23 protein-coding genes are annotated in these 25,393 nt (G+C 72.9%); 11 read left to right on the forward strand and 12 right to left on the reverse strand.

Annotated features, from left to right (window positions below):
• Positions 1-124: 124 nt before the first annotated feature.
• Both BM076_RS05765 and BM076_RS05770 read left to right on the forward strand, forming a co-directional pair.
• A complete protein-coding gene (locus BM076_RS05765) occupies positions 125-964 on the forward strand; it encodes a 3-hydroxybutyrate dehydrogenase (protein ID WP_093712289.1) in 840 nt (279 codons plus the stop codon).
• A gap of 205 nt (positions 965-1,169) precedes the next feature.
• On the forward strand, positions 1,170-3,107 hold the full coding sequence (locus BM076_RS05770) for a helix-turn-helix domain-containing protein (protein ID WP_093712290.1): 1,938 nt from the start codon (positions 1,170-1,172) through the stop codon (positions 3,105-3,107).
• Between the two features lie 111 nt (positions 3,108-3,218).
• On the opposite strand, the gene BM076_RS05775 is transcribed toward BM076_RS05770, so the two are convergent.
• Genes BM076_RS05775 through BM076_RS05795 form a run of 5 tightly spaced genes read right to left on the reverse strand, consistent with a single transcriptional unit; the run spans position 3,219 to position 8,039 of the window.
• On the reverse strand, positions 3,219-4,337 hold the full coding sequence (locus BM076_RS05775; protein ID WP_093712291.1) for a branched-chain amino acid ABC transporter permease: 1,119 nt from the start codon (positions 4,335-4,337) through the stop codon (positions 3,219-3,221).
• Positions 4,334-5,221 (reverse strand): branched-chain amino acid ABC transporter permease, encoded by an 888-nt coding sequence (locus tag BM076_RS05780; RefSeq protein WP_093712292.1) that lies wholly within the window; start codon positions 5,219-5,221, stop codon positions 4,334-4,336. Before BM076_RS05780 ends, BM076_RS05775 begins: the two co-directional genes overlap by 4 nt.
• Positions 5,221-6,012, reverse strand: a complete 792-nt coding sequence (locus BM076_RS05785) for an ABC transporter ATP-binding protein (RefSeq protein WP_093712293.1) — start codon at positions 6,010-6,012, stop codon at positions 5,221-5,223. The genes BM076_RS05780 and BM076_RS05785 overlap by 1 nt, the downstream gene beginning before the upstream one ends.
• Positions 6,009-6,788 carry an ABC transporter ATP-binding protein gene (locus BM076_RS05790; RefSeq protein ID WP_245795757.1) on the reverse strand — a complete coding sequence of 260 codons (780 nt, stop codon included), beginning with the start codon at positions 6,786-6,788 and terminating at the stop codon, positions 6,009-6,011. The genes BM076_RS05785 and BM076_RS05790 overlap by 4 nt, the downstream gene beginning before the upstream one ends.
• A 3-nt stretch (positions 6,789-6,791) precedes the next feature.
• The gene (locus tag BM076_RS05795) at positions 6,792-8,039 is read right to left on the reverse strand and encodes a substrate-binding domain-containing protein (protein ID WP_093712638.1); all 1,248 of its coding nucleotides are present in this window, start codon (positions 8,037-8,039) and stop codon (positions 6,792-6,794) included.
• A gap of 185 nt (positions 8,040-8,224) precedes the next feature.
• Between BM076_RS05795 and BM076_RS05800 the strand changes: the two genes are divergently transcribed.
• Positions 8,225-8,998, forward strand: coding sequence for a CoA transferase subunit A (locus BM076_RS05800; protein ID WP_093712294.1), 774 nt, complete (start codon positions 8,225-8,227; stop codon positions 8,996-8,998).
• A gap of 2 nt (positions 8,999-9,000) precedes the next feature.
• Positions 9,001-9,651, forward strand: a complete 651-nt coding sequence (locus BM076_RS05805; RefSeq protein WP_093712295.1) for a 3-oxoacid CoA-transferase subunit B — start codon at positions 9,001-9,003, stop codon at positions 9,649-9,651.
• Positions 9,652-9,679: 28 nt separating this feature from the next.
• Here BM076_RS05805 and BM076_RS05810 read toward each other — a convergent pair whose 3' ends face one another.
• The 3 genes from BM076_RS05810 to BM076_RS05820 form a co-directional block, all read right to left on the reverse strand.
• Positions 9,680-10,585 (reverse strand): alpha/beta fold hydrolase, encoded by a 906-nt coding sequence (locus BM076_RS05810; protein WP_093712296.1) that lies wholly within the window; start codon positions 10,583-10,585, stop codon positions 9,680-9,682.
• A gap of 147 nt (positions 10,586-10,732) precedes the next feature.
• Positions 10,733-12,466: a glycoside hydrolase family 9 protein gene (locus tag BM076_RS05815; protein ID WP_245795758.1), complete on the reverse strand. Its 1,734-nt coding sequence runs from the start codon at positions 12,464-12,466 to the stop codon at positions 10,733-10,735.
• Positions 12,467-12,600: 134 nt separating this feature from the next.
• Entirely contained in the window at positions 12,601-14,223 is a 1,623-nt protein-coding gene (locus BM076_RS05820; RefSeq protein WP_093712297.1) for a purple acid phosphatase family protein, read from the reverse strand.
• A gap of 417 nt (positions 14,224-14,640) precedes the next feature.
• Here BM076_RS05820 and BM076_RS05825 point away from each other — a divergent pair, with 417 nt between their 5' ends.
• Positions 14,641-16,698, forward strand: coding sequence for a phosphocholine-specific phospholipase C (locus tag BM076_RS05825; protein ID WP_093712298.1), 2,058 nt, complete (start codon positions 14,641-14,643; stop codon positions 16,696-16,698).
• A gap of 131 nt (positions 16,699-16,829) precedes the next feature.
• The gene (locus tag BM076_RS05830) at positions 16,830-17,210 is read left to right on the forward strand and encodes a cupin domain-containing protein (RefSeq protein WP_093712299.1); all 381 of its coding nucleotides are present in this window, start codon (positions 16,830-16,832) and stop codon (positions 17,208-17,210) included.
• A 37-nt stretch (positions 17,211-17,247) separates the two neighbouring features.
• On the opposite strand, the gene BM076_RS05835 is transcribed toward BM076_RS05830, so the two are convergent.
• Positions 17,248-18,153, reverse strand: a complete 906-nt coding sequence (locus tag BM076_RS05835) for a LysR family transcriptional regulator (protein ID WP_093712641.1) — start codon at positions 18,151-18,153, stop codon at positions 17,248-17,250.
• 96 nt (positions 18,154-18,249) lie between these two features.
• Here BM076_RS05835 and BM076_RS05840 point away from each other — a divergent pair, with 96 nt between their 5' ends.
• From BM076_RS05840 to BM076_RS05850, 3 genes are read left to right on the forward strand one after another with little or no spacing between them, the layout of a single operon-like run.
• The gene (locus tag BM076_RS05840; RefSeq protein WP_093712300.1) at positions 18,250-18,954 is read left to right on the forward strand and encodes a succinate dehydrogenase cytochrome b subunit; all 705 of its coding nucleotides are present in this window, start codon (positions 18,250-18,252) and stop codon (positions 18,952-18,954) included.
• 5 nt (positions 18,955-18,959) lie between these two features.
• Positions 18,960-20,930: a fumarate reductase/succinate dehydrogenase flavoprotein subunit gene (locus BM076_RS05845; protein ID WP_093712301.1), complete on the forward strand. Its 1,971-nt coding sequence runs from the start codon at positions 18,960-18,962 to the stop codon at positions 20,928-20,930.
• Positions 20,927-21,676, forward strand: a complete 750-nt coding sequence (locus BM076_RS05850) for a succinate dehydrogenase/fumarate reductase iron-sulfur subunit (RefSeq protein ID WP_093712302.1) — start codon at positions 20,927-20,929, stop codon at positions 21,674-21,676. Before BM076_RS05845 ends, BM076_RS05850 begins: the two co-directional genes overlap by 4 nt.
• A 73-nt stretch (positions 21,677-21,749) precedes the next feature.
• Here BM076_RS05850 and BM076_RS05855 read toward each other — a convergent pair whose 3' ends face one another.
• Positions 21,750-21,971, reverse strand: coding sequence for a hypothetical protein (locus BM076_RS05855; protein ID WP_093712303.1), 222 nt, complete (start codon positions 21,969-21,971; stop codon positions 21,750-21,752).
• A 150-nt stretch (positions 21,972-22,121) separates the two neighbouring features.
• Here BM076_RS05855 and BM076_RS05860 point away from each other — a divergent pair, with 150 nt between their 5' ends.
• A complete protein-coding gene (locus BM076_RS05860; RefSeq protein ID WP_093712304.1) occupies positions 22,122-22,490 on the forward strand; it encodes a DUF427 domain-containing protein in 369 nt (122 codons plus the stop codon).
• Positions 22,491-22,578: 88 nt separating this feature from the next.
• Here the strand turns inward: BM076_RS05860 and BM076_RS05865 are convergent, their stop codons facing one another.
• Positions 22,579-23,463 (reverse strand): hypothetical protein, encoded by an 885-nt coding sequence (locus BM076_RS05865; protein WP_245795759.1) that lies wholly within the window; start codon positions 23,461-23,463, stop codon positions 22,579-22,581.
• Complete coding sequence (locus tag BM076_RS05870; RefSeq protein WP_093712305.1) at positions 23,460-24,743, reverse strand: VWA domain-containing protein; 1,284 nt, start codon at positions 24,741-24,743, stop codon at positions 23,460-23,462. The genes BM076_RS05865 and BM076_RS05870 overlap by 4 nt, the downstream gene beginning before the upstream one ends.
• Before the next feature lie 71 nt (positions 24,744-24,814).
• On the opposite strand from BM076_RS05870, the gene BM076_RS05875 reads away from it, so the two are divergent.
• A complete protein-coding gene (locus tag BM076_RS05875; RefSeq protein ID WP_093712306.1) occupies positions 24,815-25,384 on the forward strand; it encodes a sugar O-acetyltransferase in 570 nt (189 codons plus the stop codon).
• Positions 25,385-25,393 lie beyond the last annotated feature (9 nt).

The following is a 25,393-nucleotide window of genomic DNA, read 5'->3' on the forward strand; positions in this document are numbered from 1 at the left end:
CGGGCCGCGCCCGCGTGGCGGCGGCGCGGCCGGTACGACATGGGTGCGGCCGCCACCCCGGGACGGGGAAGTATGGTCACCGGCCACGTGTGCGGGCCCCCGCATCGTTTCTAGCGTGGCCGCCATGGAGAGCACTCAGAGCCACGGCGCCGAGCGGTCACCCGCCGCGCAGACGGCAGCAGCAGCCGGCCCCGGCGGACGGCCCGCACCGGACGGCCCGCGCTTCCTGACCGGGCGGACCGCTCTGGTCACCGGAGCCGCCGGCGGCATCGGGCGGGCCTGCGCGGTGGCCCTGGCGCGGGCCGGCGCCGCCGTCCATGTGGTGGACATCGCCGCCGACGCCGCCAAGGAGGTCGCGGCTGAGATCGGCGGCACCTGCTGGGTCACCGACCTCGCCGACCCCGACGCCGTGGACGCGCTGCCCGCAGACGCCGACATCGTCGTCAACAACGCGGGCCTCCAGCACATCGCGCCCCTCCAGGACTTCCCGCCCGAGCGCTTCGCCCTGATCCAGCGGGTGATGGTCGAGGCGCCCTTCCGCATCCTGCGCCGCACCCTGCCGCACATGTACGCGGGCGGCTGGGGGCGGATCGTCAACATCTCGTCGGTGCACGGGCTGCGGGCCAGCCCGTACAAGTCCGCGTACGTCGTCGCCAAGCACGCGCTCGAAGGGCTCAGTAAGACCGTCGCGCTCGAAGGCGCCGAGCACGGGGTGACCAGCAACTGCGTCAACCCCGGCTATGTGCGCACCCCGCTGGTCGAGGACCAGATCGCCACGCAGGCCGTCGCGCACGGCATCGCCGAGTCCGAGGTGGTCGAGAAGGTGATGCTGGAACGCACCGCGATCAAGCGGCTGATCGAGCCCGACGAGGTCGCGGCGGCCGTGCTGTGGTTCTGCTCCCCGCACACCGGCTACATCACCGGCGCGTCGCTCCCGGTGGACGGCGGCTGGACCGCGCACTGACCTGCGACGCGAGGGGGGACGATCCGGGGTTCGGTTCTGTAGGGTCGGCGTCTCCCCCCCCGTCCATGCGTACGTCCTGTCCCTCCGGCCCGGTGGCTCCTCCATGTCCGCAGAACCCGTAGACGCAGCTGATCCCGTGACGTCCGCCCGTCCGGAGAAGGACGACGCGGCGGACCCTGCTGGGCCCGCGCCCGTCGCCCGGTCCATGCGCCGGCTGCTCGAACTGATCGCCGCCGACGCGCCCGCCGAGGATTTCGGGGCGGTCGTCGCGCAGGCCAGGGTCAACGGCGCGGGCGCGGCCGACCTGTCGGAGCTGGAACAGGCCACCGGGACGGCGTTGCGGGTCCGCCGGGTGCTGCGGCAGCACCGCCGCCGGGAGACCGAACTCGCCGCGCTCTTCGACACCGCGAGCGACCTGGCCGCACTCCGAGACCTCGACGCCGTCCTCCAGTCCATCGTCCGCCGCGCCCGCATGCTGCTCGGCACCGACACCGCCTACCTGACCCTGCGCGACGACGACGCGGGCGACACCTACATGCGGGTCACCGACGGCTCGGTCTCGCCGCTGTTCCAGAACCTCCGGCTCTCCTACGGCGACGGCCTCGGCGGCCTGGTCGCGCTGACCGCCCGCCCCTACGCGTCCCCCGACTACCGCACCGACGAGCGATTCCGGCACACCGGCCGGATCGACGAAGGCGTGCTGGACGAGGGGCTGGTCGGCATCCTGGGAGTGCCCCTGCTGCTGGGCGCGCGCGGCGGCCCGCCCGCCACGGGCCCCGCAGGGGAGGGCGGCGGCAATGGCGGCAATGTCATCGGAGTGCTCTTCGCCGCCGACCGCACCCCGCGCCCCTTCTCGCCGGACGAGGTCGCGCTGCTGTGCTCGCTGGCCGCGCACGCCGCGATCGCCATCGACACCGCCAGGGCCATCACCGACCTCGCCGAGGCCGGCGCCGTGATCCGCGAGCACGCCGCCGCGATGCAGCGCGCCGAGGAGGCGCACGACCGGCTGACCGACCTGGTGCTGCGCGGCGGCGACCTGTCGGAGGTGGCCGCCGCCGTCGCCGGACTGCTGGACGGCGCGCTCACCATTCACGACCCCGACGGCCGCCGGCTGGCCGCCGTGGGGCGCGGCGGCGCCGCCTTCGACGGCCACCCGCCGGAGCCCGCTGCGCTGGTCCGGCACGCCGCCGACTCGCACGCCGCCGCCCGCGCGGTGTTCCGCGACGGCCGCTGGACCTGTGCGGTGCTCGCCGGGCAGGAACTGCTCGGCAGCCTCGTGCTGTACGGCCGCGACCGGCTCGACGACCCCGACCGGCGGCTCTTCGAACGGGCGGGGGTGGTCACCGCGCTTCTGCTGCTGCTCAGCCGGTCGGTCGCCGAGACCGAGAACCGGGTGCGCGGCGAACTCGTCGCCGACCTGCTGAGCGCGGCCGGCCGCGACCCGGCGGGATTGGTCGTCCGGGGCCGCAGGCTCGGCGTCGACCTGGACCGGCCGTGCCTGGTGCTCGTCGCCGAGACCGTCGCCGACGTCCGGGACCGGCTGCCGGGCGCCGCCGTGCAGTATCTGTTCGGCGCCGACGGCATCAGCGCGGAACAGTCCGGCACCGTGGTGCTGCTGGTCCCGGACGGCGGTGTGCTGCCCGGTGACGCGGCCAGGGCCGCGGTCGCCCAGCTCGGCCATCTGGTCGGCGCGCCCGTGACCGTTGCCGCGAGCGGACCCGCCACCGGGCCCGTGGCGCTGGCCGCCGCGCACACCGAGGCGCTGCGCTGCCTGCGCGCCCTCCAGGCGCTCGGCAGGGTCGGCGACGGTGCGAGCGCCGTCGAACTGGGCTTCCTCGGCGTGCTGTTGGGCAACGGCCGGGATGTCGACTCCTTCGTCACCGCCACGCTCGGACCGCTGCTCGACTACGACGCGCGGCGCGGCACCGAGCTGGTCCGTACCCTCGGCGCCTACTTCGCCTGCGGCGGCACCCTGACCCGCACCAAGGACGAACTGCACCTGCACGTCAACACAGTGGTGCAGCGCCTGGACCGGATCCAGGCGCTGCTCGGCGCCGGCTGGAACGACCCGGACCGCGCGCTGGAACTCCAACTCGCCCTGCGGCTGCACCTGTTGTCGGGACACGAGCCGGGGACCGTGTGACCATCCCGCCGTACGCGCTCACCGAGGCGGGCGCCGCCGACGTCCCCGCCGCCGCCCCAGCGCGCTCTCGCGCCGCTGGGACGCGGCGGGGGACATGATCGATTCCTACGGTCAACTTCCTTGTGCGGTAGGGGCGGTACGGGTACGGCGGGCGGCGCCGATCCGTTCCGGCAGCCGCACCACCCCGCCGGGCAGCACGTACACCACCACCACGAACAAGGTGCCCAGCAGGAACAGCGGCTGGGAGAGCGGCACCCGCAGTACCGACGGCAGGTCCGCGACCGAGCCGGACCCCGCCAGATCGCCCAGCCGGTGGTCGGCCCAGGTGTAGAGGACGCCGCCGACCAGCGGTCCCCAGCGCGAGCCGGAGCCGCCGAGCACCACCATCACCAGCAGCGACAGCGTGAAGTCGGAGGTCGTGGTCTGCGGGGTGGCGCCGCCGGTCAGCAGCAGATGGACGATGCCGCCGACCGCCGCCAGTGCGCCGGCCAGCACGAAGGCCGTCAGCTTGAAGCCGTACGGCCGCAGGCCCAGCACCTCCACGCGGCGTTCGTTCTCCTTGATGCCCTCCCAGACCCGCCCGGTGGGGGAGCGGACCGCCCAGTGCACGACGGCGACGGTCACCACCAGATAGGCCAGCGCGATCCAGTACAGATTCACGGTGTTGCCGATACCGACCAGCGACGCGGGCAGCTTGTCCGCGGGCGCCGCACGCCCCTCCTCGCCGCCGGTCCAGCCGCCCGGGTCACGCTCCACCAGGATCGACCCGGCCTGCGCGAAGGCCAGCGTCACCATCGAGAAGGCGATCCCGCCCACCCGCAGCGACACCGAGCCGAGCACCGCGGCCAGCGCGACCCCGAACAGCAGCCCGAGCACCGCGGCGGCGCCGAACGGCAGCCCCGCCTCGATCATGATCACATCGGTGGCGTACGAACCGGCCGCGAAGTACAGCGCATGGCCGAAGGAGAGCAGGCCCGTACGGCCGAGCAGCAGGTCGTAGCCGGTGGCGAGCGCCCCGAACACCAGGCAGAGCGCCAGGAGTTGGAGATTGCCCGCGCTGCCGATCGGACCGTCGAGCAGCCCCGGCAGCGGCAGCGAGCTGTACGGCGCCGCGAGCAGCGCGGCCAGGGCCGCCATCGGCCACCAGCGGGCGAACCTGCCCAACCGCCCGGTGGCGGCGGGCGGCGCGGCGGCCGCCGTCTTTTCGCGCGGCTGTGTCGCGAGCGTCATGCGAGCCTCCCGGTCGCGCCGTGCGGCCGGAGCAGCAGCAGCGCCGCGAGCAGCACGACGACCGCGAGATCGCCGAGCCCCGACGCGGTGTAGTAGTTGGCGAACTGCTGGACGAGACCCACCCCGACGGCCGCCAGCGCGGCGCCTGACACCGAGCCCATCCCTCCCATCACGACCACCACGAAGGCGAAGATCAGCAGCGAGGTGCCCTGGCCGGGGTCGACCGAGCCGTAGTAGAGGCCGCCCAGCGCGCCGCCGAGCGCCGCCGCGGCCCCGCCGATCGCGAAGACCAGCGTGAAGGCGCGCCGTACGTCGATGCCGAGCGCGGTCACCATCGCCCGGTCCTCGACCCCGGCCCTGACCACCAGGCCGTGCCGGGTGCGGCCGAGGAACAGCCGCAGCGCCACCAGCACCACGAGCGCCGCGCCGATCAGCACCAGCCGGTTGACCGGGATGCGCGCGCCGAGCAGCCCGAAGGTGCCGGACAGCGCCGTGGGTCCAGGGAAGGTGCGCGCGTCGGCACCCCAGACCGCCGACAGCAGCGCGGGCACCGCGAGGCCGACGCCCACGGTGGCCAGCACCTGCTCGCGCGGCCGTTCGTACAGCGGCCTGATCAGGGCCAGTTCGAGCACCATCGCGGCGACGGTGCCCACCGCGGTGCCGAAGGCGACGGCCCATACGAAGCCGGCGCCGCCGGACCCCGCGCCCGGCAGGTGCCCGGACGCCGCCCACCAGGTGGCGTAGGCGCCGATCGACAGCAGCGCGCCGTGCGCGAAGTTCAGCACGTCCATCAGGCCGAAGATCAGCGAGAGGCCCGACGCCACCAGGAAGTACAGGGCGCCGAGGCCGAGCCCGGTGGCGGTGAGCAGGACGACGGTGGACATCAGGCGTCCGCCTTCCGGGAAGTGGTGGACAGGTCGCTCCCGCCGCCGGCCGCCGCGGCGGTGTGCCGTCCGACGCCCAGCAGGGCGCGGGTGGCGCCGGTGTCGGCGAGGAGGTCCGCGGCGGGCCCGCGGTGCGCGGTCCTGCCGTCGGCCAGCACCACGCAGTGCTCTGCCAGCCGCCGCACCAGCGCCAGATTCTGTTCGACCAGCAGCACCGGCACCGCCTGCGCCGCCCGCTCCAGCACCCGCGCCACCTCGGTGACGACCTTCGGGGCCAGGCCCTTGGTGGGCTCGTCGGCGATGATCAGCCGGTTGCCGTTGAGCAGCGTGCGGCCGATCGCGACCATCTGCTGCTGCCCGCCGGACAGCGTCCCGGCGCGCTGCGCCGCCCGCTGCCGCAGCTCCGGGAACAGCTCGTGCACCAGCGCGTACGCGGGCTCGCCGGCCCCCGGCCGCTCCGCCAGCCGCAGATTCTCCGCGACCGTCAGCGCCGCGAACACCCCACGGTCCTCCGGCGCGTAGCCGATCCCGCGCCGCACCAGGGCGTGCGTGGCCAGCCGTACGGTCTCCTCCCCGGCGAAGCGGACGCTGCCGGTGCGCGGCACCAGGCCCAGCACACCGCGCACCGTCGTGGTCTTGCCCGCGCCGTTGCGGCCGAGCAGTGCGGTCACCCCGCTCGCGGCGACGTCGAGATCCACCCCGTGCAGGATGTGCCGGCCGCCGATGACAACCCTCAAGTCCCGTACGCACAAGAGCGGTTCGGCGGCGAGGCCGGGCGCGTCGGTGGTCACAGCGCCTCCCCGAGATACGCCTGCTGGACCGTGGGGTCGGCCATCACGGCCCGCGGGGTGTCGAGCGCGAGCAGCGTGCCGTGGTGCATCACCGCGAGCCGGTCGGCCAGACCCAGCAGCACGTCCATGTGGTGCTCGACCATCAGCACGGTGCGGCCCTCGTCACGGTGGAGCGACCGGATCAGCTCCGTCAGCGCGGGCACCTCCTCGGCGCTCACCCCGGCCATCGGCTCGTCGAGCAGCATCAGCCGCGGCTCACCGACCAGCAGCACCGCCAGTTCCAGCTTCCGCTTCTCCCCGTGCGACAGGGCGCCGGCGAGCGCGTCCGCCCGGTGCGCGAGGCCGGTGCGCTCCAGCACCTGCCCGACGGCCTTCGCGTACGCGCCGGCCCGCCGCCAGATCCGGTACGAGCCGCCGCCCGCCGCCTGCGCCGCCAGCCGTACGTGGTCCGCGACCGTCATGCCCGGCCACAGGCTCGAGGTCTGGAAGGTGCGGCCCAGACCCCGCCGGGCCCTGGCCGGCACGCTCTGCGCGGTGATGTCCGCGCCGTCCAGCGCGATCGAGCCGCGCCCGGCCGGCACCAGGCCGCTGATCAGGTTGAACAAAGAGGTCTTGCCGGCGCCGTTGGGGCCGATGAAGGCCAGGAATTCGCCTTCGCGCACCTTGAAGGAGACGTCCTCGACGATGGTCGCGCCGCCGACCGACCAGCCGACGTCGCGCAGCCGCAGCACGGGCGCCACGGCCGCCGCCGGCGGCACGGGGATCGTGGTCGTCACCGGTCAGCCCGCCATGTGCTGGGCGGGCGGCGTCACCGCGTCCATCGGCAGCCGGCTGATCAGCTCGGGCTTCGCGGCCGCGCCCGTACCGGTGAGCTTCGCGGTGAACATCGGCTGGAGCAGCGCGTGATCGGCCGCCCTGACCTGCTCGGCGCCCTTCGGCCCCTGGAAGGACCAGCCCTCCAGCGACTTGGCCATCGCGGTGGCGTCGTCGGCGCTGCCCGACTGCACGGCGTGCACGATCATCTGCGCCGCCGTGAAACCGTCCGGGCTGAACAGGTCGGGTGTGCCGCCCGCCTTGGTGATGCCGTCCAGCATCGCCGTCTCCACCGCGGTGTGCGCGGCGCCCGGGAAGTAGTGCGCCAGGAAGGACACCTTGGACCCGGCCGCGCCGAACAGCGGGTACGAGGCGATGCCCGCCAGCCCCGTCACCACCTTCGTGGAGGTCACCACGCCCTGCTGGTCGAGCGCCGTCCACAGCGCGGGCGCGCTCGCCCCGGCCCAGGCCACGAAGACCAGATCGGGCTTCTTCGACTTCACCTGCTGCGCGAAGGGGGTCAGGTCGCCCGCGCTCGGCGGCGCGAGCACCGAGTCGACGGTCGCGCCCTGCCCGCCCAGCACCTGCTTGACGGCCGCCACATTGGCCTGCCCGAAGGCGGAGTTCTGGGTGAGGACCGTGACCTTCTTGCCCTTGGAGTCGCCGAGCAGGGTCCCGGCGGTGAGGATGTCCTGGTACGACTGCCGGCCGGAACGGAAGGTGTACGCGTTCACCCCGGTCAGCGCGTCGGTCGCGGCCGGACCCGCGATGTACAGCACCTTGTTCTGGGCGGCCAGCGGCGCCAGTTGGAGCGACACACCGGAGTCGGTGGTGCCCGCGATGATGTGCGTGCCCTTGCCGATCAGGGTCTTCGCGGCGGCGACCGCCTTGGCCGGGTCGCCCGCGTCGTCCTGCTCGGTGACCACGATCCTGTGTCCGTCCACGGCGCCCGTGCCGTGCGTGGCGTACGCCAGACCCGCGGTGAAGCCGTCCAGATACTGCTTGCCGTACGCGGCCAGCGGACCGCTGCGCGAATAGACCAGACCCACCTCGACGGCGGTGGCGCCCTTGCCGCCGGAGTCCGACGAACCGCCCGCCGTACCGGCGGCGCTGCACCCCGCGAGCAGCACACCGGCGGTCAGCGCGGCCAGCGCGGGGACGGATCTCGTGCGGAGGATGCGGGATCGATGTGTGCTCGAAGTGCTGCGACGCATGGCGGCCGGCTCCCGGGGTGGTGGATTGTTGCGCAAACCGTAGAAGCGCCCCGGCGAACCGGACATGTGGGCGGCACACGCTCCTTACCGGCCCGCCATGTCGGCAGGCCCCATGGCGGGTCCGCGAGCGCGCCGCGACCCTCGATCGCACACCTCTCAACGACCCCCACGGGGAAGGCGGACGCATGGACAAGGTGGTGGCCTCGGCCGGCCGCGCGGTGGCGGACATCCCGGACGGCGCGACGCTCGCCGTCGGCGGATTCGGCCTGTGCGGCATCCCGTCGGCGCTGATCGCGGCGCTCGCCGACGCGGGCCGGACGGACCTGCGGGTCGTCTCCAACAACTGCGGCGTGGACGACTGGGGGCTCGGCCTGCTGCTGCGGCTCGGCCGGATCTCCCGGACGACCTCCTCGTACGTCGGCGAGAACAAGGAATTCGCCCGCCGCTACCTGGCGGGCGAACTGGAGGTGGAACTCACCCCGCAGGGCACCCTCGCCGAGCGGCTGCGGGCCGGCGGCTGCGGCATCCCCGCCTTCTACACCCCGGCCGGCGCCGGCACCCAGGTCGAGGAGGGCGGCCTGCCGTGGCGGTACGCGCCGGACGGCACCGTCGCGGTCGCCTCGCCGCCCAAGGAGGTACGGGACTTCGGCGGCGTCCGCCACCTGCTGGAGGAGGCCATCACCGCCGACTTCGCGCTGGTGCGCGCCGAAGTGGCCGACCGGCACGGCAACTGCGCCTTCCACGCCGCCGCCCGCAATTTCAACCCGCTGTGCGCGATGGCGGGCCGGATCACCCTCGTGGAGGCCGAACGCATCGTGGAACCGGGGGAGTTGCCGCCGGACGCGGTGCATCTGCCGGGCGTGTACGTGGACCGGATCGTCGCCGCCGACCCGGCGGACAAGCGCGTCGAACGCCGCACCGTCCGCATCGCCGCCACCGCCGACTCCCGGGAGAATTGACCATGCCGCTCGACCGCGACCAGCTCGCCGCCCGCGCCGCCCGCGAACTGCGCGACGGACAGTACGTGAACCTCGGCATCGGTCTGCCGACCCTGATCCCCGGCCACCTGCCCGCGGGCGTGCACGTCGTCCTGCACTCCGAGAACGGCATCCTCGGCGTCGGCCCCTACCCCGAGCAGGGCCGGGAGCACCCCGATCTGATCAACGCGGGCAAGGAGACGGTCACCGTGGCGCCCGGCGCCGCGTACTTCGACTCCGCCGCGTCCTTCGGGATGGTCAGGGCCGGCCGGATCGACGTCTCGGTGCTCGGCGCCATGCAGGTCTCCGCGCACGGCGACCTCGCCAACTGGATGATCCCCGGCAAGGTCGTCAAGGGCATGGGCGGGGCGATGGACCTGGTGCACGGCGCCCGGCGGATCGTGGTGGTGATGGAGCACACCGCGCGCGACGGCTCCCCGAAACTCGTCGACGAGCTGACCCTGCCCGCCACCGGCCGCCGTGTGGTGCACCGCGTCGTCACCGACCTCGCCGTCGTCGACGTCACGGCCGACGGGCTGCGACTGGCCGAACTCGCCCCGGGCGTCACCGTCGAGCAGGTCCGCGCGGCCACCGGAGCGCCCCTGCTGGTGCCCGAGGCGGTGGTCCACGGCTGACGCGGCGGTACGCGGCGCGGCCCGAGGATCAGCCCCGGGCCGCGGCGCCCGCCGACCGCCGCGCCGCGTCGGCGAGATGACCGGCCACCAGACGGGCGCCGGCGTCGCCGAGCAGCACTGAGTAGTGGTTGACGTCCGGCACGAAGTGCAGGGCCACGCCCTCGGATTCGAGGCCGCTGGCCGCAATCACCTCGGGCGCGTACAGCCCGGTCGGCTCGTCGGACAGGCCGCGCTCGGCCCACAACAGCCGGGTGGGGAGGGTGAGTTCGTGGATCGCGGCGAAGACCTCGGGATTGCGCAGCTCGTCGGCGGCGTCCTCGCGGATCGCGTCCGGGCTGCACGCCGACCTCATGCGCGGGGCCGTACCGGTCAGATCGCGGTCGAGATACGCGGCGACCAGCGGCCCGTCCAGCCGCGCGAAGGCCGGATGGGCCGCCCAGAAGGCGTGATAGGCGGCCCGGTCGGCGAACTCCCGCTCCAGCTTGCGCATCGCCGGGCCGATCACGGCGTGCAGCACCGCGTCGATGTCCACATCCGCCGGCACCGGGAAGCCCAAACCGCCGTCCACCAGGACGAGTTCGCCGTAACGGCCCGGATCGCGGCGGGCGGCGATACAGGCCGCGTAGCCGCCCATCGAGTGTCCGGCGAGCACCGCGCGCCCGACGCCGAAGTGACCGAGGACGGCGAGCATGTCGTCGGCGTGCCGCGCCATCGAGAACGGACCGGTCACCGTACGGCTGAGCCCCCGGCCGCGCAGGTCGGGCGCCAGCAGCTCGATGTCACCGAGCGCCTCGGCGACCGGGCCCCAGGCGAGGCCGTTGCTCGCGATGCCGTGCAGCGCCAGCACCACCGGGCCGCCCGCGGCCCCGGGCCAGCGCCGTACCGACAGCCGTCCGCCCGGCACTTCGACGCCGACGTCCTCGAATTCCCGCATGCGCGCTCCCGCGGTCCGCTGCGCCGTCCCGTACGGCCCGAGCAGGATAGGCGTGTCGGGCCTGCCGGGACATGTGGCCGGCCGCCACAAGCCGCCGCCGCGGTATGGCGGCAGGCGCCGGGCGCGGGTTGCCCGGCCGCCCGCGGCTCAGCGGGCGGCGGCGACCGCCAGCAGGAACCAGCCGGTGTGCGGGATCCACTGCTCGGCCCAGCGCCAGGCGTCCCCCTTGGGCGCGTCGGCGGGGAGGAAGGCGATGTCCTCCTCGTCGGTCCAGCCGGAGGTGATGCCGTTGACGATGCCGCCGGGGATGTTCGGGAAGTCGGACTCGTAGTCGACGTTGTTGCGGCCGCGACCGTGCAGCATCGAGACGTCGAAGGGATTGCGGCCGGTGATCCAGGCGAGCTGGTCGTCGGCGAAGGCGCGCAGCCGGTCGCGGTCCGCCCCGGACACGTCCGGCAGTTCCGCGCAGGCGCTGGCGGCGGCGGACAGCGAGGCGATCGTGGCGTTCTCGCCCTGCCACCAGTAGCCGGTCTCATTGGCGTGCGGGAAGAAGAAGGCGTCCCGGGGCGCTTCGTCGGCCGGCTGCACCCGCTGGCGCGGCAGGCCGAACGGATTGGGCACGGCGTGGCTGCGCGCGACGGTGTCGAGCGTCGCCTCGAGCGCCAGCGCTCCCGCCGCCGCGGCCTGCGGCGCGTCCGGCAGCACCGCCGCGAACCGGGCGAGCGCGATCGCGGGCAGCCCGGCCTCGGCGGCGTGGAAGAAGGGCCGCCCCTCGTCGTCGGCCCGGAACCAGCCGGGGCCACCGCCCGCGGGCCGCACATACCGGTCGAGCAGCGAGCGGACTCGGCGCCCGGCCGCCTCCCGGGCGAGCCCGCCCGCGTCGCCCTTGGCGGCGACCAATTCGGTGGCGGCCAGCAGCGCGGTGTAGTCGTCGAGTACGGTCTCGACGCCGTCCACGACGTATTCGGTGTTGTGCAGCTCCAAGTGCGTGAAGCCCTCGACGGCCGCCGCCAGATACTCGGGACCGGTGAAGTCGCCGTGGTCGTCCAGCGTCGAGGCGCGGGCCAGCGCGGCGATCGCCAGGCCGCCGCCGTGCCGGTACGCGGCCTGGTAGCGGTCGGTGCGCACGCATTCGGGCAGCGGCGCGGTCACCACCCGCTCCTCAAGGCGCTTGGTGAGCGCGTCGAAGATCCCGGTGTAGAAGTAGCCCTCGGGCGCCCGGAAGCGGACCAGGAAGTCCGCGCCCCACAGCGCCTCGTCGCGCAGCCGTGCGCCGAGCGAGCGGACCAGCAGCGGATGCCGCTCGGCCACCGCGTCCCGCGCGGCCATCATCGCCCACGCGCACAGCGGGATCTGCTGCGGACTCATGGTGCGGGTGTACGTGAGGTGGCTGAGGAATTTGCTGGTGTCGCCGCTCGCGTCGAGCCAGCCGCCGCGCGCGTCGACCTCCCGGCCGCTGTCGTCGCCCCACAGTGCGGCGTGCCGGTCCTTGCGGTCGATCTCGCCGCTGGAGCGCACGGCCTTGAAGTAGGCCAGCACGTCCGACATGGTCTGCCGCTGGAGCCGGTCGGCGGCGATCTCGAAGGGCGCCGACAGGCAGGCCCGGCCGCGGCCGTCGACCAGCCGGACGGTGTAGCGGCCGGGCGCGAGGCCGGCGGGCAGCGGAATCCGGGAGTAGGGGCCGCCGTGCCAGCCGGGCACCGACTCCACCGGGCCGGCGGTGAGTTCGTGCAGCGTGCCGCCGTCGGGGCCGAGCAGCTGCACCCGGCGCGGGGCTCTGCCGTCGGGCAGGACCGCGACGGCCGCCGGCGTACCGGCGAGACCGTGTCCGAGGTGGGCGACGCGTACCGCCGAGGAATCCGAACCCGTTGCGATGGGCACCTGCGGGCACCGTCCCTTCTCTCGTGCCCGCAAAGGTATGCAGTGGACTGCAATTGGTCAACAGTGCTCCGGCGGCGTCCCGCGCTCCCGTGGACCGGACGGTCGGCGGGAGCGCGGGGCAGCTCGTCAGCGCCTCAGCGGTGGCCGTCCGACCGCTTGCGGTGCAGCGTGAACGTCTCGAAGACCGACAGCTCGCCGTTGGGCTTGTTCACGTTGTAGTACGTGACGTGCATCCGTGTGGTGTCGCCCGGGTGGCGGCCCGGGTCGACGGTGAACGCCGCGAAGCCGTACGGGTGGTCGACGTCGCGTACGCCCGCCCAGACCGCCTGCTCCTGGACGTAGGTCGCGGTCCGCTTGCCGTTGGCGCCAGGCGTCGCGGAGACCGCGGTGATCACCTTGCCGGTGCCGTCCTTGAAGAACGACTGGTTGGTGGTGCCGGAGACACCGCCGCCGCCGAGCACCATGTGCACGGTGCCCAGACCGGTGTCGATGTCGTCGGTGGCGTGCGAGGCCGGGTTCGGCGTCAGCGTCTCGCTGCCGCTCACCACGCCCCGGACGGCCAGCGACCGCTCGTAGTTGTGCTCGTGGCCGCAGACCACCAGGTCGACGCCGTAGCGGTCGAACAGCGGCCCGTACTTCTCGCGCAGGCCCAGGTCCGAGCCGTTGGCGTCGGTCGAGCTGATCATCACCTGGTGCATGGCGACGACCACCCAGTCGATCTCCCGGTCGGACCTGGCCTTCTTCAACTCCCGCTCCAGGAAGGCGAGCTGACGGCCGCCGGAGTAGCCGTTGATGTAGACGTCGCCGCCGTCCTGGAGGCAGTTGTCGTCGTTCTGCAGCACGATCACCCGCACGGAACCGGCGGTGAACGCGTACCAGAGGTTGTCCAGCTCGCGGTCCGTCTCGGTCGACGGCAGCTGGAAGTAGGTCTGGTAGGCGCCCAGGCCGAGTTCGCCGTTGGCCGCCTCGATCTCGTGGTTGCCCGCGGCGGGCATCCACGGCCGGAAGCGGGCCGACCGCGAGTTGTTGGTGAAGAAGTTGTTCCAGGTGCGGACCCGGTCCAGGTCGAGGTTCGCGTAGCACAGGTCGCCGTTGAGCAGGTGGAACAGCGGCGCGACCTGCTCGATGCCGGTGACGATGTCCTTGGTGGCGGGCGTGGAGTTGGCGTCCAGGCCCACCGCGCCGGTGCCGGTCCAGGTGACCTGCGGCGCCGACTGGTCGCCGAAGCTGGTGAAGGTCAGCGGCTGCCGGCCGCGCGGCGCGGCCCTGAAGGTGCCGCTGTCCGGGGCGGCGCCGTCGTGCGAGACCAGATAGAGGTAGTCGGTGCCGGGCGAGAGCCTGCTGATGGTGGCGTGGTGCACGTACACCACGCGGCCCGACTTGCCGTCGGTGTACGACCGGGTCCGCGCCGAGGCGGTGGAGCCCAGGCCGTGGCTCATCGTGCCGTAGCGCACCAGCGGGCGCTTGACCGGGCCGTCGGTCAGCCAGGAGACCACCATCTGCGTGGCGGGGTCCTTGCCGAAGGTCAGATGCAGCCCCTGCACCGGCGACGCGCCACCGGCGTCGGGCGTGGAGTGGAAGGCGGGGGTCGCGGACGCGGCCGGGCCGGTGGACGAGGCGGGCGCGGCGGACGCCGGGCCGGCGGTGAGCAGCGGCGCCGCCACGGCGCCGACACCCGCGGTGCCGAGCAGGCCGACCGCGCTGCGGCGGCTGAGGCGGTCCGCCGACGGACCCAGTGTCTCCATCTGTGCAACCATCGTCGCTCCTTGCTGCGCTGCGGGCTCTCGCGATGCGAACCTCCGCAGGCTCCCGCCCGACGGCGACGGCCAGTTGAACGCCGCCTGTCCGCGATACGTCGGAATCCTGTGGCCGCCCCGGCCCCCGGCCCCCGGCCCCCGGCCGCCGTCCGACGCGCGTGCCCGCCCGGCCCAGGTCCGTATCCCGCGTGCGGCCCGCCCGCCAGCGGTCCGTACCCGACGCGCGCCCGCCCGTTCCGTACCTGCCGGGGCTGTTCGCGACGCGTACCGCCCGGTGTCACGCACCGGACACCGCGCCGCCTTCTGCGCTCGCTGCTGTGGGAGCAGACTTCCGCAGCCCCCGTTCTCCTCACCGGCGACGCCCGTCCACCGCGGACGCCCGTCCCCCCCCTCGACCGCGAAGAGGTCCTCGGATCCATGTCTGAACTCAACCGGCGGCGTTTCCTCCAGATCGCCGGCGCCACCGCGGGCTTCACCGCCCTGTCCAGCAGCATCACCCGCGCCGCAGCGATCCCGGCCGCCCGCAGGACCGGCACCATCAAGGACGTCGAGCACATCGTCGTCCTGATGCAGGAGAACCGGTCCTTCGACCACTACTTCGGCGCGATGAAGGGCGTCCGCGGCTTCGGCGACCCCCGCCCGGTCGCGCTGCCCGGTGGCACGTCGGTGTTCCACCAGCCGGACGGCGACAAGGAAGTGCTGCCCTTCCGTCCGGACGTGGACGACCTGGGGCTGCAGTTCATCGAGGGCCTCAACCACGAGTGGACCGGCAGCCACGCCGCGGTCAACGACGGCCGCTACGACCGGTGGATCCCGGCCAAGGGCAGCGCCACGATGGCGCACCTGACCCGCGACGACATCCCGTTCCACTACGCGCTGGCCGACGCCTTCACCGTCTGCGACGCCTACCACTGCTCGTTCATCGGCGGCACCGACCCCAACCGCTACTACATGTGGTCGGGTCACACGGGCAACGACGGCCGGGGCAACGGCCCGGTGCTGGACAACTCCGAGGCCGGGTACGACTGGACGACGTATCCGGAGCGGCTGGAGAAGGCCGGGATCTCCTGGAAGATCTACCAGGACATCGGCGACGGCCTGGACGCGGCCAACTCCTGGGGCTGGATCCCGGACGCCTACCGCGGCAACTACGGCGACAACTCCCTGCTGTACTTCGAGAACTACCGCAACGCCAAGCCCGGCGACGCGCTCTACGACAAGGCGCGCACCGGCACGAACGCCAAGGCGGGCGACGGCTTCTTCGACGTACTCAAGGCCGACGTCAAGGCGGGCAGGCTGCCGCAGATCTCCTGGATCGCCGCCCCCGAAGCCTTCTCCGAACACCCCAACTGGCCCGCGAACTACGGCGCCTGGTACATCTCCCAGGTGCTGGACGCGCTCACCTCCAACCCCGAGGTGTGGAGCAGGACGGCGCTGTTCATCACCTACGACGAGAACGACGGCTACTTCGACCACGTCGTCCCGCCGTACGCCCCGCTGACCGCGACCGGCGGCGCCTCCACCGTCAGCACCGAGGGCGAGATCTTCGCCGGCAACGGCACCTACGCGGCCGGCGCGTACGGGCTCGGCCAGCGCGTCCCGATGCTGGTGGTCTCGCCCTGGAGCACCGGCGGTTACGTCTGCTCCGAGGTCTTCGACCACACCTCGATCCTGCGCTTCATGGAGCGCCGCTTCGGGGTGCGCGAGCCCCACATCTCGCCCTGGCGGCGCACGGTGTGCGGTGACCTCACCTCGGCCTTCGACTTCACCCTCAAGCGCGACCGCCCGGCCCGGCTGCCCGGCACCGACGACTACCGGCCGGCCGACGGCGACCGGCACGACAGCTATGTGCCGGTGCCGCCCGCCGACCAGGCCGTGCCCCGCCAGGAGCGCGGCTCCCGGCCGACCCGCCCGCTGCCGTACCGGCCGCTGGTCGACGCGGCCGTCACGCCGTCGGCCGGCCGGGTCACCCTGACCTTCGGCGGCGGTGTCGCCGCGGGCGCCTGCTTCCACGTCACGTCCGCGAACCGCGCCGACGGCCCGTGGACGTACACCACCGAGGCGGGCAAGAAGATCTCCGGCAGCTGGGAGACGGCCGGCACCGACGGCGCGTACGACCTCACCGTGCACGGCCCCGGCGGCTTCCTGCGGGCCTTCCGCGGCTCCGCGCGGCGGTCCGGGCCCGAGGTGACGGCCCGGCACGACGCGGTCAGCGAACGCGTGGAACTGACCATGACCAACTCCGGCCACCACGACGTCCGGCTCACCGTCGGCGACGCCTACGGTCGCGGGCGGCACACGTACACGGTCAGGGCCGGGCGCCGCGAGACCCACTGGGTCGAGGTCGGCTCCGGCCGCCGCTGGTACGACCTGACCGTCGTCGCCGACCACGACGGCGCCTTCCTGCGGCGCTTCGCGGGACATGTGGAGACCGGGCGGCCGGGCGTCAGCGACCCGGCGATCCGTACCCACTGAACCGGTCCACGGGGAGGGCAGGCGGCACCGCGTCAGGAATGTACAAGACGCGGGGCCGCCTTCCGGGGCACCCTCGGTACAGCAGCCGGACATGACCGTCCGGGCCGTACGCACCTGATGGAGTGCCCCGCATGACCGCACCGACCCGGAAGACCGCCCCGGTCAACATCGCCGACAAGCTCGCGCAGTTCAGCGACCTGTGGTCGCAGCGCACCATCGCCGCGCTCAACGACTACGAGGTCAAGGTCGCCAAGGTGCACGGCGAATTCGTCTGGCACGAGCACGAGGACACCGACGAACTCTTCCTCGTGGTCAGCGGGCGGCTGACCATCCAGCTCAGGGACGGCGACGTCGTGCTCGGCCCCGGCGAGATCTACGTCGTGCCCAAGGGCGTCGAGCACTGCCCGAAGGCCGACGAGGAGACCGCGATCCTGCTGCTGGAACCCAAGGGCACCCTCAACACCGGCAGCGCGGGCGGCCCGCTGACCCTGGCGGCGGTCCCGCTGGACTGACCGGCACGCGAGGTGCCGCCGCTCCGCCGGGCCGTGCTCAGCGGGCGGTGTCCGGCGCGGGCGCGGCCCGGGAGGCCAGCAGGACCTGCTGGAGCACCCGGGCGGCGCGCGGCGGGGCCACGTCGCTGCGGTGGGCGAGGGCGATGGCGCGGCGCAGACCGGGCCGGGCGAGGGGAGTGACCCGCAGGTCGTGGCCCGCGCGGGACGCGACCATGCTGGGGACGACGCCGAGCCCGAGCCCGGCCCTGACGAAGCCGAGGACCGCGTCCATCTCCCCGCCCTCGACGGTGAGATAGGGCTCGAAGCCGGCCGAGCGGCACGCGGCGAGCGTGAGGTCGCGCAGGTCGTAGCCGTGCCGGAACATCACCATCGGCCGCCCCTTGAGGTCGCTGATCCGGGCCGGCGAGCGCAGGGGTTCCGCGTCGGCCGCGGAGACCGCGACCAGGTCCTCCTGGAAGAGTTCGACGGTGGTGAGCGCGGGGGAGGGGCTGGGCAGCGGCAGCACGACCAGTGCGAGGTCGAGGGCGCCGCGCGCCAACTCCCGTACCAGGTCGTGCGAACCGCCCTCCTCGATGAGCAACTGCACGCCCGGGTGCCGGTCGTGGAAGTCGCGCAGCACGTCCGGCAGCAGCCCGGTGCACAGGCTCGGGGTCGCGCCGAGGCGGACCCGCCCGCGCCGCAGCTGGGCCAGCTCCAGCACCTCGTGCCGGGCGGTGTCGGCGTCGGCGAGGATGCGCCGGGCCAGCGGCAGCAGCGCCTCGCCGGCGTCGGTCAGTGCGATGTTGCCGCGGGCGCGGCTGAACAGCGGCGCGCCCAGTTCGTTCTCCAGCGCCCGGATCTGCTGGGACAGCGACGGCTGCGAGACGTGCACGGCCTCCGCGGCGCGGGTGAAGTGCCGGGTGTCCGCCACGGCGACGAAGTAGGCGAGCTGCTGGAACTGCATGATCCCCAGGGTAGCGGCCATGATAGCCACTGGCTATCGAGACGAGCCGGATCATGTCTTGGACCTCTTGAGGCCGCCGCCCTTACGGTCAGGTTCATGGCACTGGCAACGCGGCCCGACCGCCGTCCGTCGATGGCACGCACCGTCTGGGACTCGACCGTCGGCAAGAAGGCGATCATGGCGGTGAGCGGCCTGATGATGCTGCTCTACCTGATCGTCCACATGTACGGCAACCTCAAGATCTTCTTCGGCCCCGGTACCTTCAACGACTACGCCCACTGGCTGCGCACCCTGGGCGAGCCCTTCCTGCACTACGAATGGCTGCTGTGGATCATCCGCGTCGGCCTGGTCGCCGCCGTGGTGCTGCACGGCGTGTGCGCGTACCAGCTCAGCCGCCTCGACCGGCGGGCCCGGCCGGTCGCGTACGCCCACCCCCGCCCGCGCGCCAGCTACGCCACCCGCACGATGCGCTGGGGCGGGGTGATCCTGGCGCTGTTCATCGTCTGGCACATCCTCGACCTGACCACCGGCACCGTGCAGCGCGGCTTCGAGCCGGGCCACCCGTACCAGAACGTCGTGGCCGCCTTCCACGACTGGTGGAACAACGTCGTCTACATCGTGGCGATGCTCGCCCTCGGCCTGCACATCAGGCACGGCTTCTGGAGCGCCGCCCAGACCCTCGGCGCGGGCAGCGCCGGCCGCGACCGGGCGCTCAAAGCCACCGCGAACACACTCGCCCTGCTGCTGACGGCCGGCTTCATCGCCGTACCCGTCGGCGTCATGACCGGAATCGTGAGCTGACCGACATGCCCGAGACCCCCGCCGCGACCGCGGACTACGCGCGGTACGCCACCGGCGACCCGATCGCCGACACCAAGGCCCCGCAGGGGCCGGTCGAACAGCGCTGGGACAGCCGCCGCTTCGGCGCCAAACTGGTCAACCCCGCCAACCGCCGCAAGCACACGGTGATCGTCGTCGGCACCGGCCTGGCCGGCGGCTCGGCCGGCGCCACCCTGGCCGAACAGGGCTACCACGTCGTGCAGTTCTGTTACCAGGACTCGCCGCGCCGCGCCCACTCCATCGCCGCGCAGGGCGGCATCAACGCGGCCAAGAACTACCGCAACGACGGCGACTCGATCCACCGGCTCTTCTACGACACCGTCAAGGGCGGCGACTTCAGGTCCCGCGAGTCCAATGTGCACCGCCTGGCGCAGATCTCCGTCGAGATCATCGACCAGTGCGTGGCGCAGGGCGTGCCCTTCGCGCGCGAGTACGGCGGCCTGCTCGACACCCGCTCCTTCGGCGGCGTCCAGGTCTCCCGCACCTTCTACGCCCGCGGCCAGACCGGCCAGCAACTGCTGCTCGGCGCCTACCAGGCGCTGTCCCGGCAGATCGCCGCCGGCAATGTCGAGATGCACCCCCGCACCGAGATGCTGGACCTGATCGTCGTGGACGGCCGGGCCCGCGGCATCGTCGCCCGCGACCTGATCACCGGGGAGATCCGCAGCCACTTCGCGGACGCCGTGGTGCTGGCCAGCGGCGGCTACGGCAATGTCTTCTACCTCTCCACCAACGCCATGAACTCCAACGCCACCGCCATCTGGCGGGCGCACCGCCGCGGTGCGTACTTCGCCAACCCCTGCTTCACCCAGATCCACCCCACCTGCATCCCGCGCACCGGCGACCACCAGTCCAAGCTCACGCTGATGAGCGAGTCGCTGCGCAACGACGGCCGGATCTGGGTGCCGCGGACCAAAGGGGACACCCGGCCGCCGGCGAGCATCCCCGAGGACGAGCGGGACTACTACCTGGAGCGGATCTACCCCTCCTTCGGCAATCTCGTGCCCCGCGACATCGCCTCCCGCGCCGCCAAGAACGTCTGCGACGAGGGCCGCGGCGTCGGCCCCGGCGGCCAGGGCGTCTATCTGGACTTCGCCGACGCCATCGCCCGGATGGGCCGCCGGGCGGTCGAGGAGAAGTACGGCAATCTCTTCGAGATGTACGAGCGGATCACCGCCGAGAACCCGTACGAGGTCCCGATGCGGATCTATCCGGCCGTGCACTACACGATGGGCGGCCTGTGGGTGGACTACGACCTGCAGACCACGGTGCCCGGCCTGTTCGCGGTCGGCGAGGCCAACTTCTCCGACCACGGCGCCAACCGGCTCGGCGCCTCCGCGCTGATGCAGGGCCTGGCCGACGGCTACTTCGTCCTGCCGGCCACCGTCAACGACTACCTGGCGCGCCACCCGCACCAGGAGGCGGTGACCGACGAGCACCCCGCCGTCCAGGAGGTGCTGGCCGAGACCGAGGACCGGCTGCATCTGCTGCTCGCCGTCGACGGCGACCGCACCGCCGACTCCTTCCACCGCGAACTCGGCGAGCTGATGTGGGAATTCTGCGGCATGGCCAGGACCGAGCAGGGCCTGCGCAAGGCGCTGGACCGGATCCCGCAGATCCGCGAGGAATTCTGGCGGCGGATCAAGGTGCCGGGCAGCGGCGAGGGGTTCAACCAGTCGCTGGAACGCGCCAACCGCGTCGTGGACTACCTGGAACTGGCCGAGCTGATGTGCCTGGACGCGCTGCACCGCGCCGAGTCCTGCGGCGGCCACTTCCGCGAGGAGTCGCAGACCCCGGACGGTGAGGCCGCCCGCCGCGACGAGGAGTTCTCCTACGCCGCCGCCTGGGAATTCACCGCGACCGGCGCCGCTCCCGTCCTGCACAAGGAAGACCTCGTCTTCGAGTACGTCCACCCCACCCAGCGGAGCTACGCATGAAGCTCACCCTGCGCGTATGGCGCCAGCAGAACCCCGAGGCGCCCGGAGCCATGGCCACCTACCAGGTCGACGACGTCTCGCCCGACATGTCGTTCCTGGAGATGCTCGACACGCTCAACGAACGGCTCACCGTCGAGGGCGAGGAGCCGGTCGCCTTCGACCACGACTGTCGCGAGGGCATCTGCGGCGCGTGCAGCCTGGTGATCAACGGTGACGCGCACGGACCCGAGCGCACCACGAGCTGCCAGCTGCACATGCGGTCCTTCGCGGACGGCGACACCATCGACGTCGAGCCGTGGCGGGCCGCCGCCTTCCCGGTCGTCCGCGACCTGGTGGTGGACCGCTCCGCCTTCGACCGGATCATCCAGTCCGGCGGCTATGTCAGCGTGCCCACCGGCGCCGCGCCCGAGGCGCACGCCACACCCGTGCCCAAGGCCGCCGCCGACACCGCCTTCGAGCACGCCGAGTGCATCGGCTGCGGCGCCTGCGTCGCGGCCTGCCCGAACGGCTCGGCGATGCTCTTCACCTCGGCGAAGGTCAACCACCTCAATGTGCTGCCGCAGGGCGCGCCGGAACGCGAGACCCGGGTGCTGGACATGGTCGCGCGGATGGACGAGGAGGGCTTCGGCGGCTGCACCCTCACCGGGGAGTGCGCGACCGCGTGCCCCAAGGGCATCCCGCTGACCTCGATCACCGCGATGAACAAGGAGTGGCTGCGGGCCACCCGCAAGGTCCCGCGCCGCTAGGCCGTGTCGCCGCCAGGGCGTGTCCTGGCCGTCGCCCGGCGCCGTACGGGAACTCGGCGGGAGTCCCGCGCGTTCAGAGCGTGGTGAGCTTGCTGTAGGGGCTCATGATCCGCTTCTGGAGCGAACCGAAGTCCACGATCACCGCGACACCCTCCTCGACGGCGGTGACCCGGCCGAGGCCGTAGGCGTCGTGGGTGACCCGGTTGCCCACCTCGAATTCCTTCGGTGGCGGGGCGACCGGAGTGCGGAAAGGACTGGTGGGCAGGGAGCGCTTCACTGCATCAGGCTTTGTCATCGTGCTCAGTATGCTCCAGCGGCGGACCCCGGGTCTGCGCCCGGACCGTGATCTGCGCCTTCCCGCCAGCCGTCCCTCGACCTGTATAGACCTGTCTGTCTACACTCGGTGGGGTATCGCCCCCACGCCGCTCCCACCGATGGAGTCCGCATGACACGCACAGTGAAGACACCCGGCCCGGACCACCCCATCACGGTCGAGCCGAATCCGGAGCGCGTCGTCGTCCGCGCCGCGGGCAAGGTCATCGCCGACACCACGAGCGCGCTGACCCTGCGCGAGGCCGATTACCCGCCGGTGCAGTACATCCCGCTCGCGGACGTCGAGGAGTCGGCGCTGCGGCCGAGCGACGCGCAGACGTACTGCCCCTACAAGGGCGACGCCTCGTACTACTCCCTGGTGACGGCCGACGGCGAGATCGCCGACGCGGTGTGGACGTACGAGAAGCCGTACGACGCGGTCGGCCCGATCGCCGGGCATGTCGCCTTCTACCCGCAGCATGTGGAGACGGCCGCCGAGTAGCGGTCCGCTGTACGCACAGATACACGCAGGGGCAGGGCCCGTCCGGAGCGCCGGACGGCCCTGCCCCTCTTCGTGCTATCGCCCGGCGCTAGTCCATGCCCCGGTTCGCGTACTGCGCGGGCTCGCGCGGCGGCTCGCCCGGCCGCGGGCGCCCCGGGGTACGGATCGGGCCGCGGGCCAGCCGGTGCCCGCCGAGCGCCGCCAGGGCGGCCAGCAGACCGCCGCCCGCCGTCCACAGCCAGCGCGGCGACCACCAGGTGCCCGCCCAGCCGTCCGCGGGCGCCGTGTGCGGGGTGTACGCCGACACCACCGGCGCGACCGAACCGTCCACCGCCTGCCGCCCGGCCGTGCCGTCCGAGGTGGCCTTCACCGCGGCGTGCACGGGCTGGCCCAGGTCGGTCGACGGCAGGTCGAGCACCGTCAGCCGCAGGAAGTAGGAGCCGCGCAGCGGGTCGTTGGACCACGGCTCGGCCCAGGAGCGGATCGTACGCAGCTTGCAGACCAGCTCGACCGACGTCGCGTCGGCGGCCGCCGTCCTGGTCTGCGCGCCGAAGCGGCACGGCTGGCGGCGGCGCAGTCCGTCGTAGACGTCGAGCTGCCAGGTGGACGCGCCGTGCCGGGCCGCGGTCTCGGGGAAGGTCACGGTGGCCCTCACCGTCACGTGCTGCCCGGTGTCGGCGGCGAACGCCCAGTAGAGGTAGTCGCCCGCCGACGCGTCCGCGGTGGCCTCCTGGCCCTGCCGCAACACCGTCGCGGTACGGAAATTCGTACCGGCCTCGGTCGGCGCGGCGTCACCGTCGCCCGGGGACGCCGACGCGCTCGCGCCCGGATCGGCGCTGCCGCTCGCGCTCGGGTCGGCCGACGGGTCGTCGGCGAGCGCCGTGCCCGCGCCGAGCGCCAGCGCCGCGGCGGCCAGCACACCGGCCGCGGACACGGTCAGCAGCCGCACGGCCCTGCGTGATGTCGTGCTCATCGGACGGTCCTCCCCGTGCTCAGCCGCCAGCGGGAGACCCAGCCCGCCAGCAGTCCCAGTACCGCGCCCGACACGGCGAGCGTGCCCAGCAGCCACCAGCCGCTGCCGAGGCCGAAGAAGGCCACGTCGGAGGGCTGGTCGGGCGAGTCCACCAGATCGATCGACAGCTCCACCGGCAGCCCCGGGGTGGTCTTCACCGACGGGCCGGCCGAGAAGGAGTTGCCGACCTGGAGGCAGACCGTCTCCGGCGGCGTGTCGGAGTCCTTGTGCGGCTTGGGATAGCGGATGCCGGCCGAGACGACATCGGTACGGCCGGTGCCGTCCTCGTCGTCCCGGACGATCTCGCGGCCGTGCGTGGTGACGCCGCGCAGCAGGACACCGTAGTTCGCGTTGACCGCGCGGTCGGCGGAGACGCTCACCGAGGCGCGCAGCTCCTGCCCCGACGGCACGTCGACGCGGTACCAGCGGTTCTCCGAGAACAGCTCGCGGTCGGTGTAGACCCCGGTCTTCAGCTGCGGCGCGTCGGTACAGGTCGCCGCGCCCTGCGTGGCCACCGGTGCCACCACGGCGTCCGTACTGCGGCCCACCAGCTGCTTGACCTTGGAGGTGAGCTGCTGCCGGTGCTGGACGGCGGTGTACGTGCCGCCGGTCGCCTCGGCGATGCAGCTGAGCTGGTTGCGGGTGGAGGAGTCGGCGACCAGGCCGAGCGTGTCGATGACCAGGTGAATGCCCTTGGCGGCGATGTCGCGTGCCACGTCGCAGGGGTTGAGCGGCGCGCAGGTGTCCTCGCCGTCGGTGATCAGCACCAGTCGGCGGGTGCCGTCACCGCCCTTGAGGTCGTCGGCCGCCTTGAGCAGCGCGGGGCCGATCGGCGTCCAGCCGGTCGGTGCGAGCGTCGCCACCGCGGTCTTGGCCTCGTCGCGGTCCAGCGGGCCGACCGGGTAGAGCTGCCGGGTGTCCTTGCACCCGGTCTTGCGGTCGTTGCCCGGGTAGTCGGCGCCGAGCGTCCTGATGCCCAGTTCCACGTTCTCCGGAACCGAGTCCAGCACGTCGTCGAACGCCTGCTTCGCCGCGGACATCCGGGTCTGCCCGTCGATGTCCTTCGCCCGCATGGAGCCGCTCACATCGAGCACCAGCTCCACCTTCGGGGTGGCCTTCGCCGAATCCGCCGGCGGCGCCGACGGATCGTCGGCGACCGCGCTCGCGGGCAGCAGACCGCAGGCCAGGACGGCCAGCAGACCACTGCCAACTCCGGCCGCCAGTAGCTTTCTTATGATCATCGCCGGATCGTAGTGAAGGTAGGGTCGAAACCTGAAGTCGGCAGGTCAGGGCCGCGGACGACCGGAGGGTCATGGGCGGGAACAAGCGTCGGATGCTGGCCGGTGAGTGGTATCTCCCGGATGATCCGGAACTGGGCGCGGCCTCGGCGCGGCGCGCCGAACTGTGCCTCCGTTACAACACATTGGCCCTGTCACCCGACGAACGGAACACGCTACTGCGGGAGTTGCTCGGAGAGGTCGGCGAAGACGTACGGATCCGGGCGCCGTTCCACTGCGACTACGGCACGTACATCACCATCGGCCCGCGCACCTTCGTCAATTTCAGCGCGGTCCTCCTCGACGCCGGGCCGATCACCATCGGCGCCGATGTGCAGATCGGCCCGAACGTCCAACTGCTCACCCCGACCCACGAACTGGACGCCGAGCGGCGGCGGGCGGGCTGGGAGCGGGCGCTGCCGGTGACAATCGGCGACAATGTCTGGCTCGGCGGCGGCGTGATCGTCTGCCCCGGCGTCACCATCGGCGCGAACACCGTCGTCGGCGCGGGGTCGGTGGTCACCAAGGACCTGCCCGCGGGTGTGCTCGCGGTCGGCAATCCGGCGCGCGTCGTCCGGACCCTGGAACCGGCGTCCGGAGCGTAGGGTGGCCGA

The sequence above is a fragment of the Actinacidiphila alni genome (assembly GCF_900112845.1).
In the GTDB taxonomy this organism is placed as follows: domain Bacteria; phylum Actinomycetota; class Actinomycetes; order Streptomycetales; family Streptomycetaceae; genus Actinacidiphila; species Actinacidiphila alni.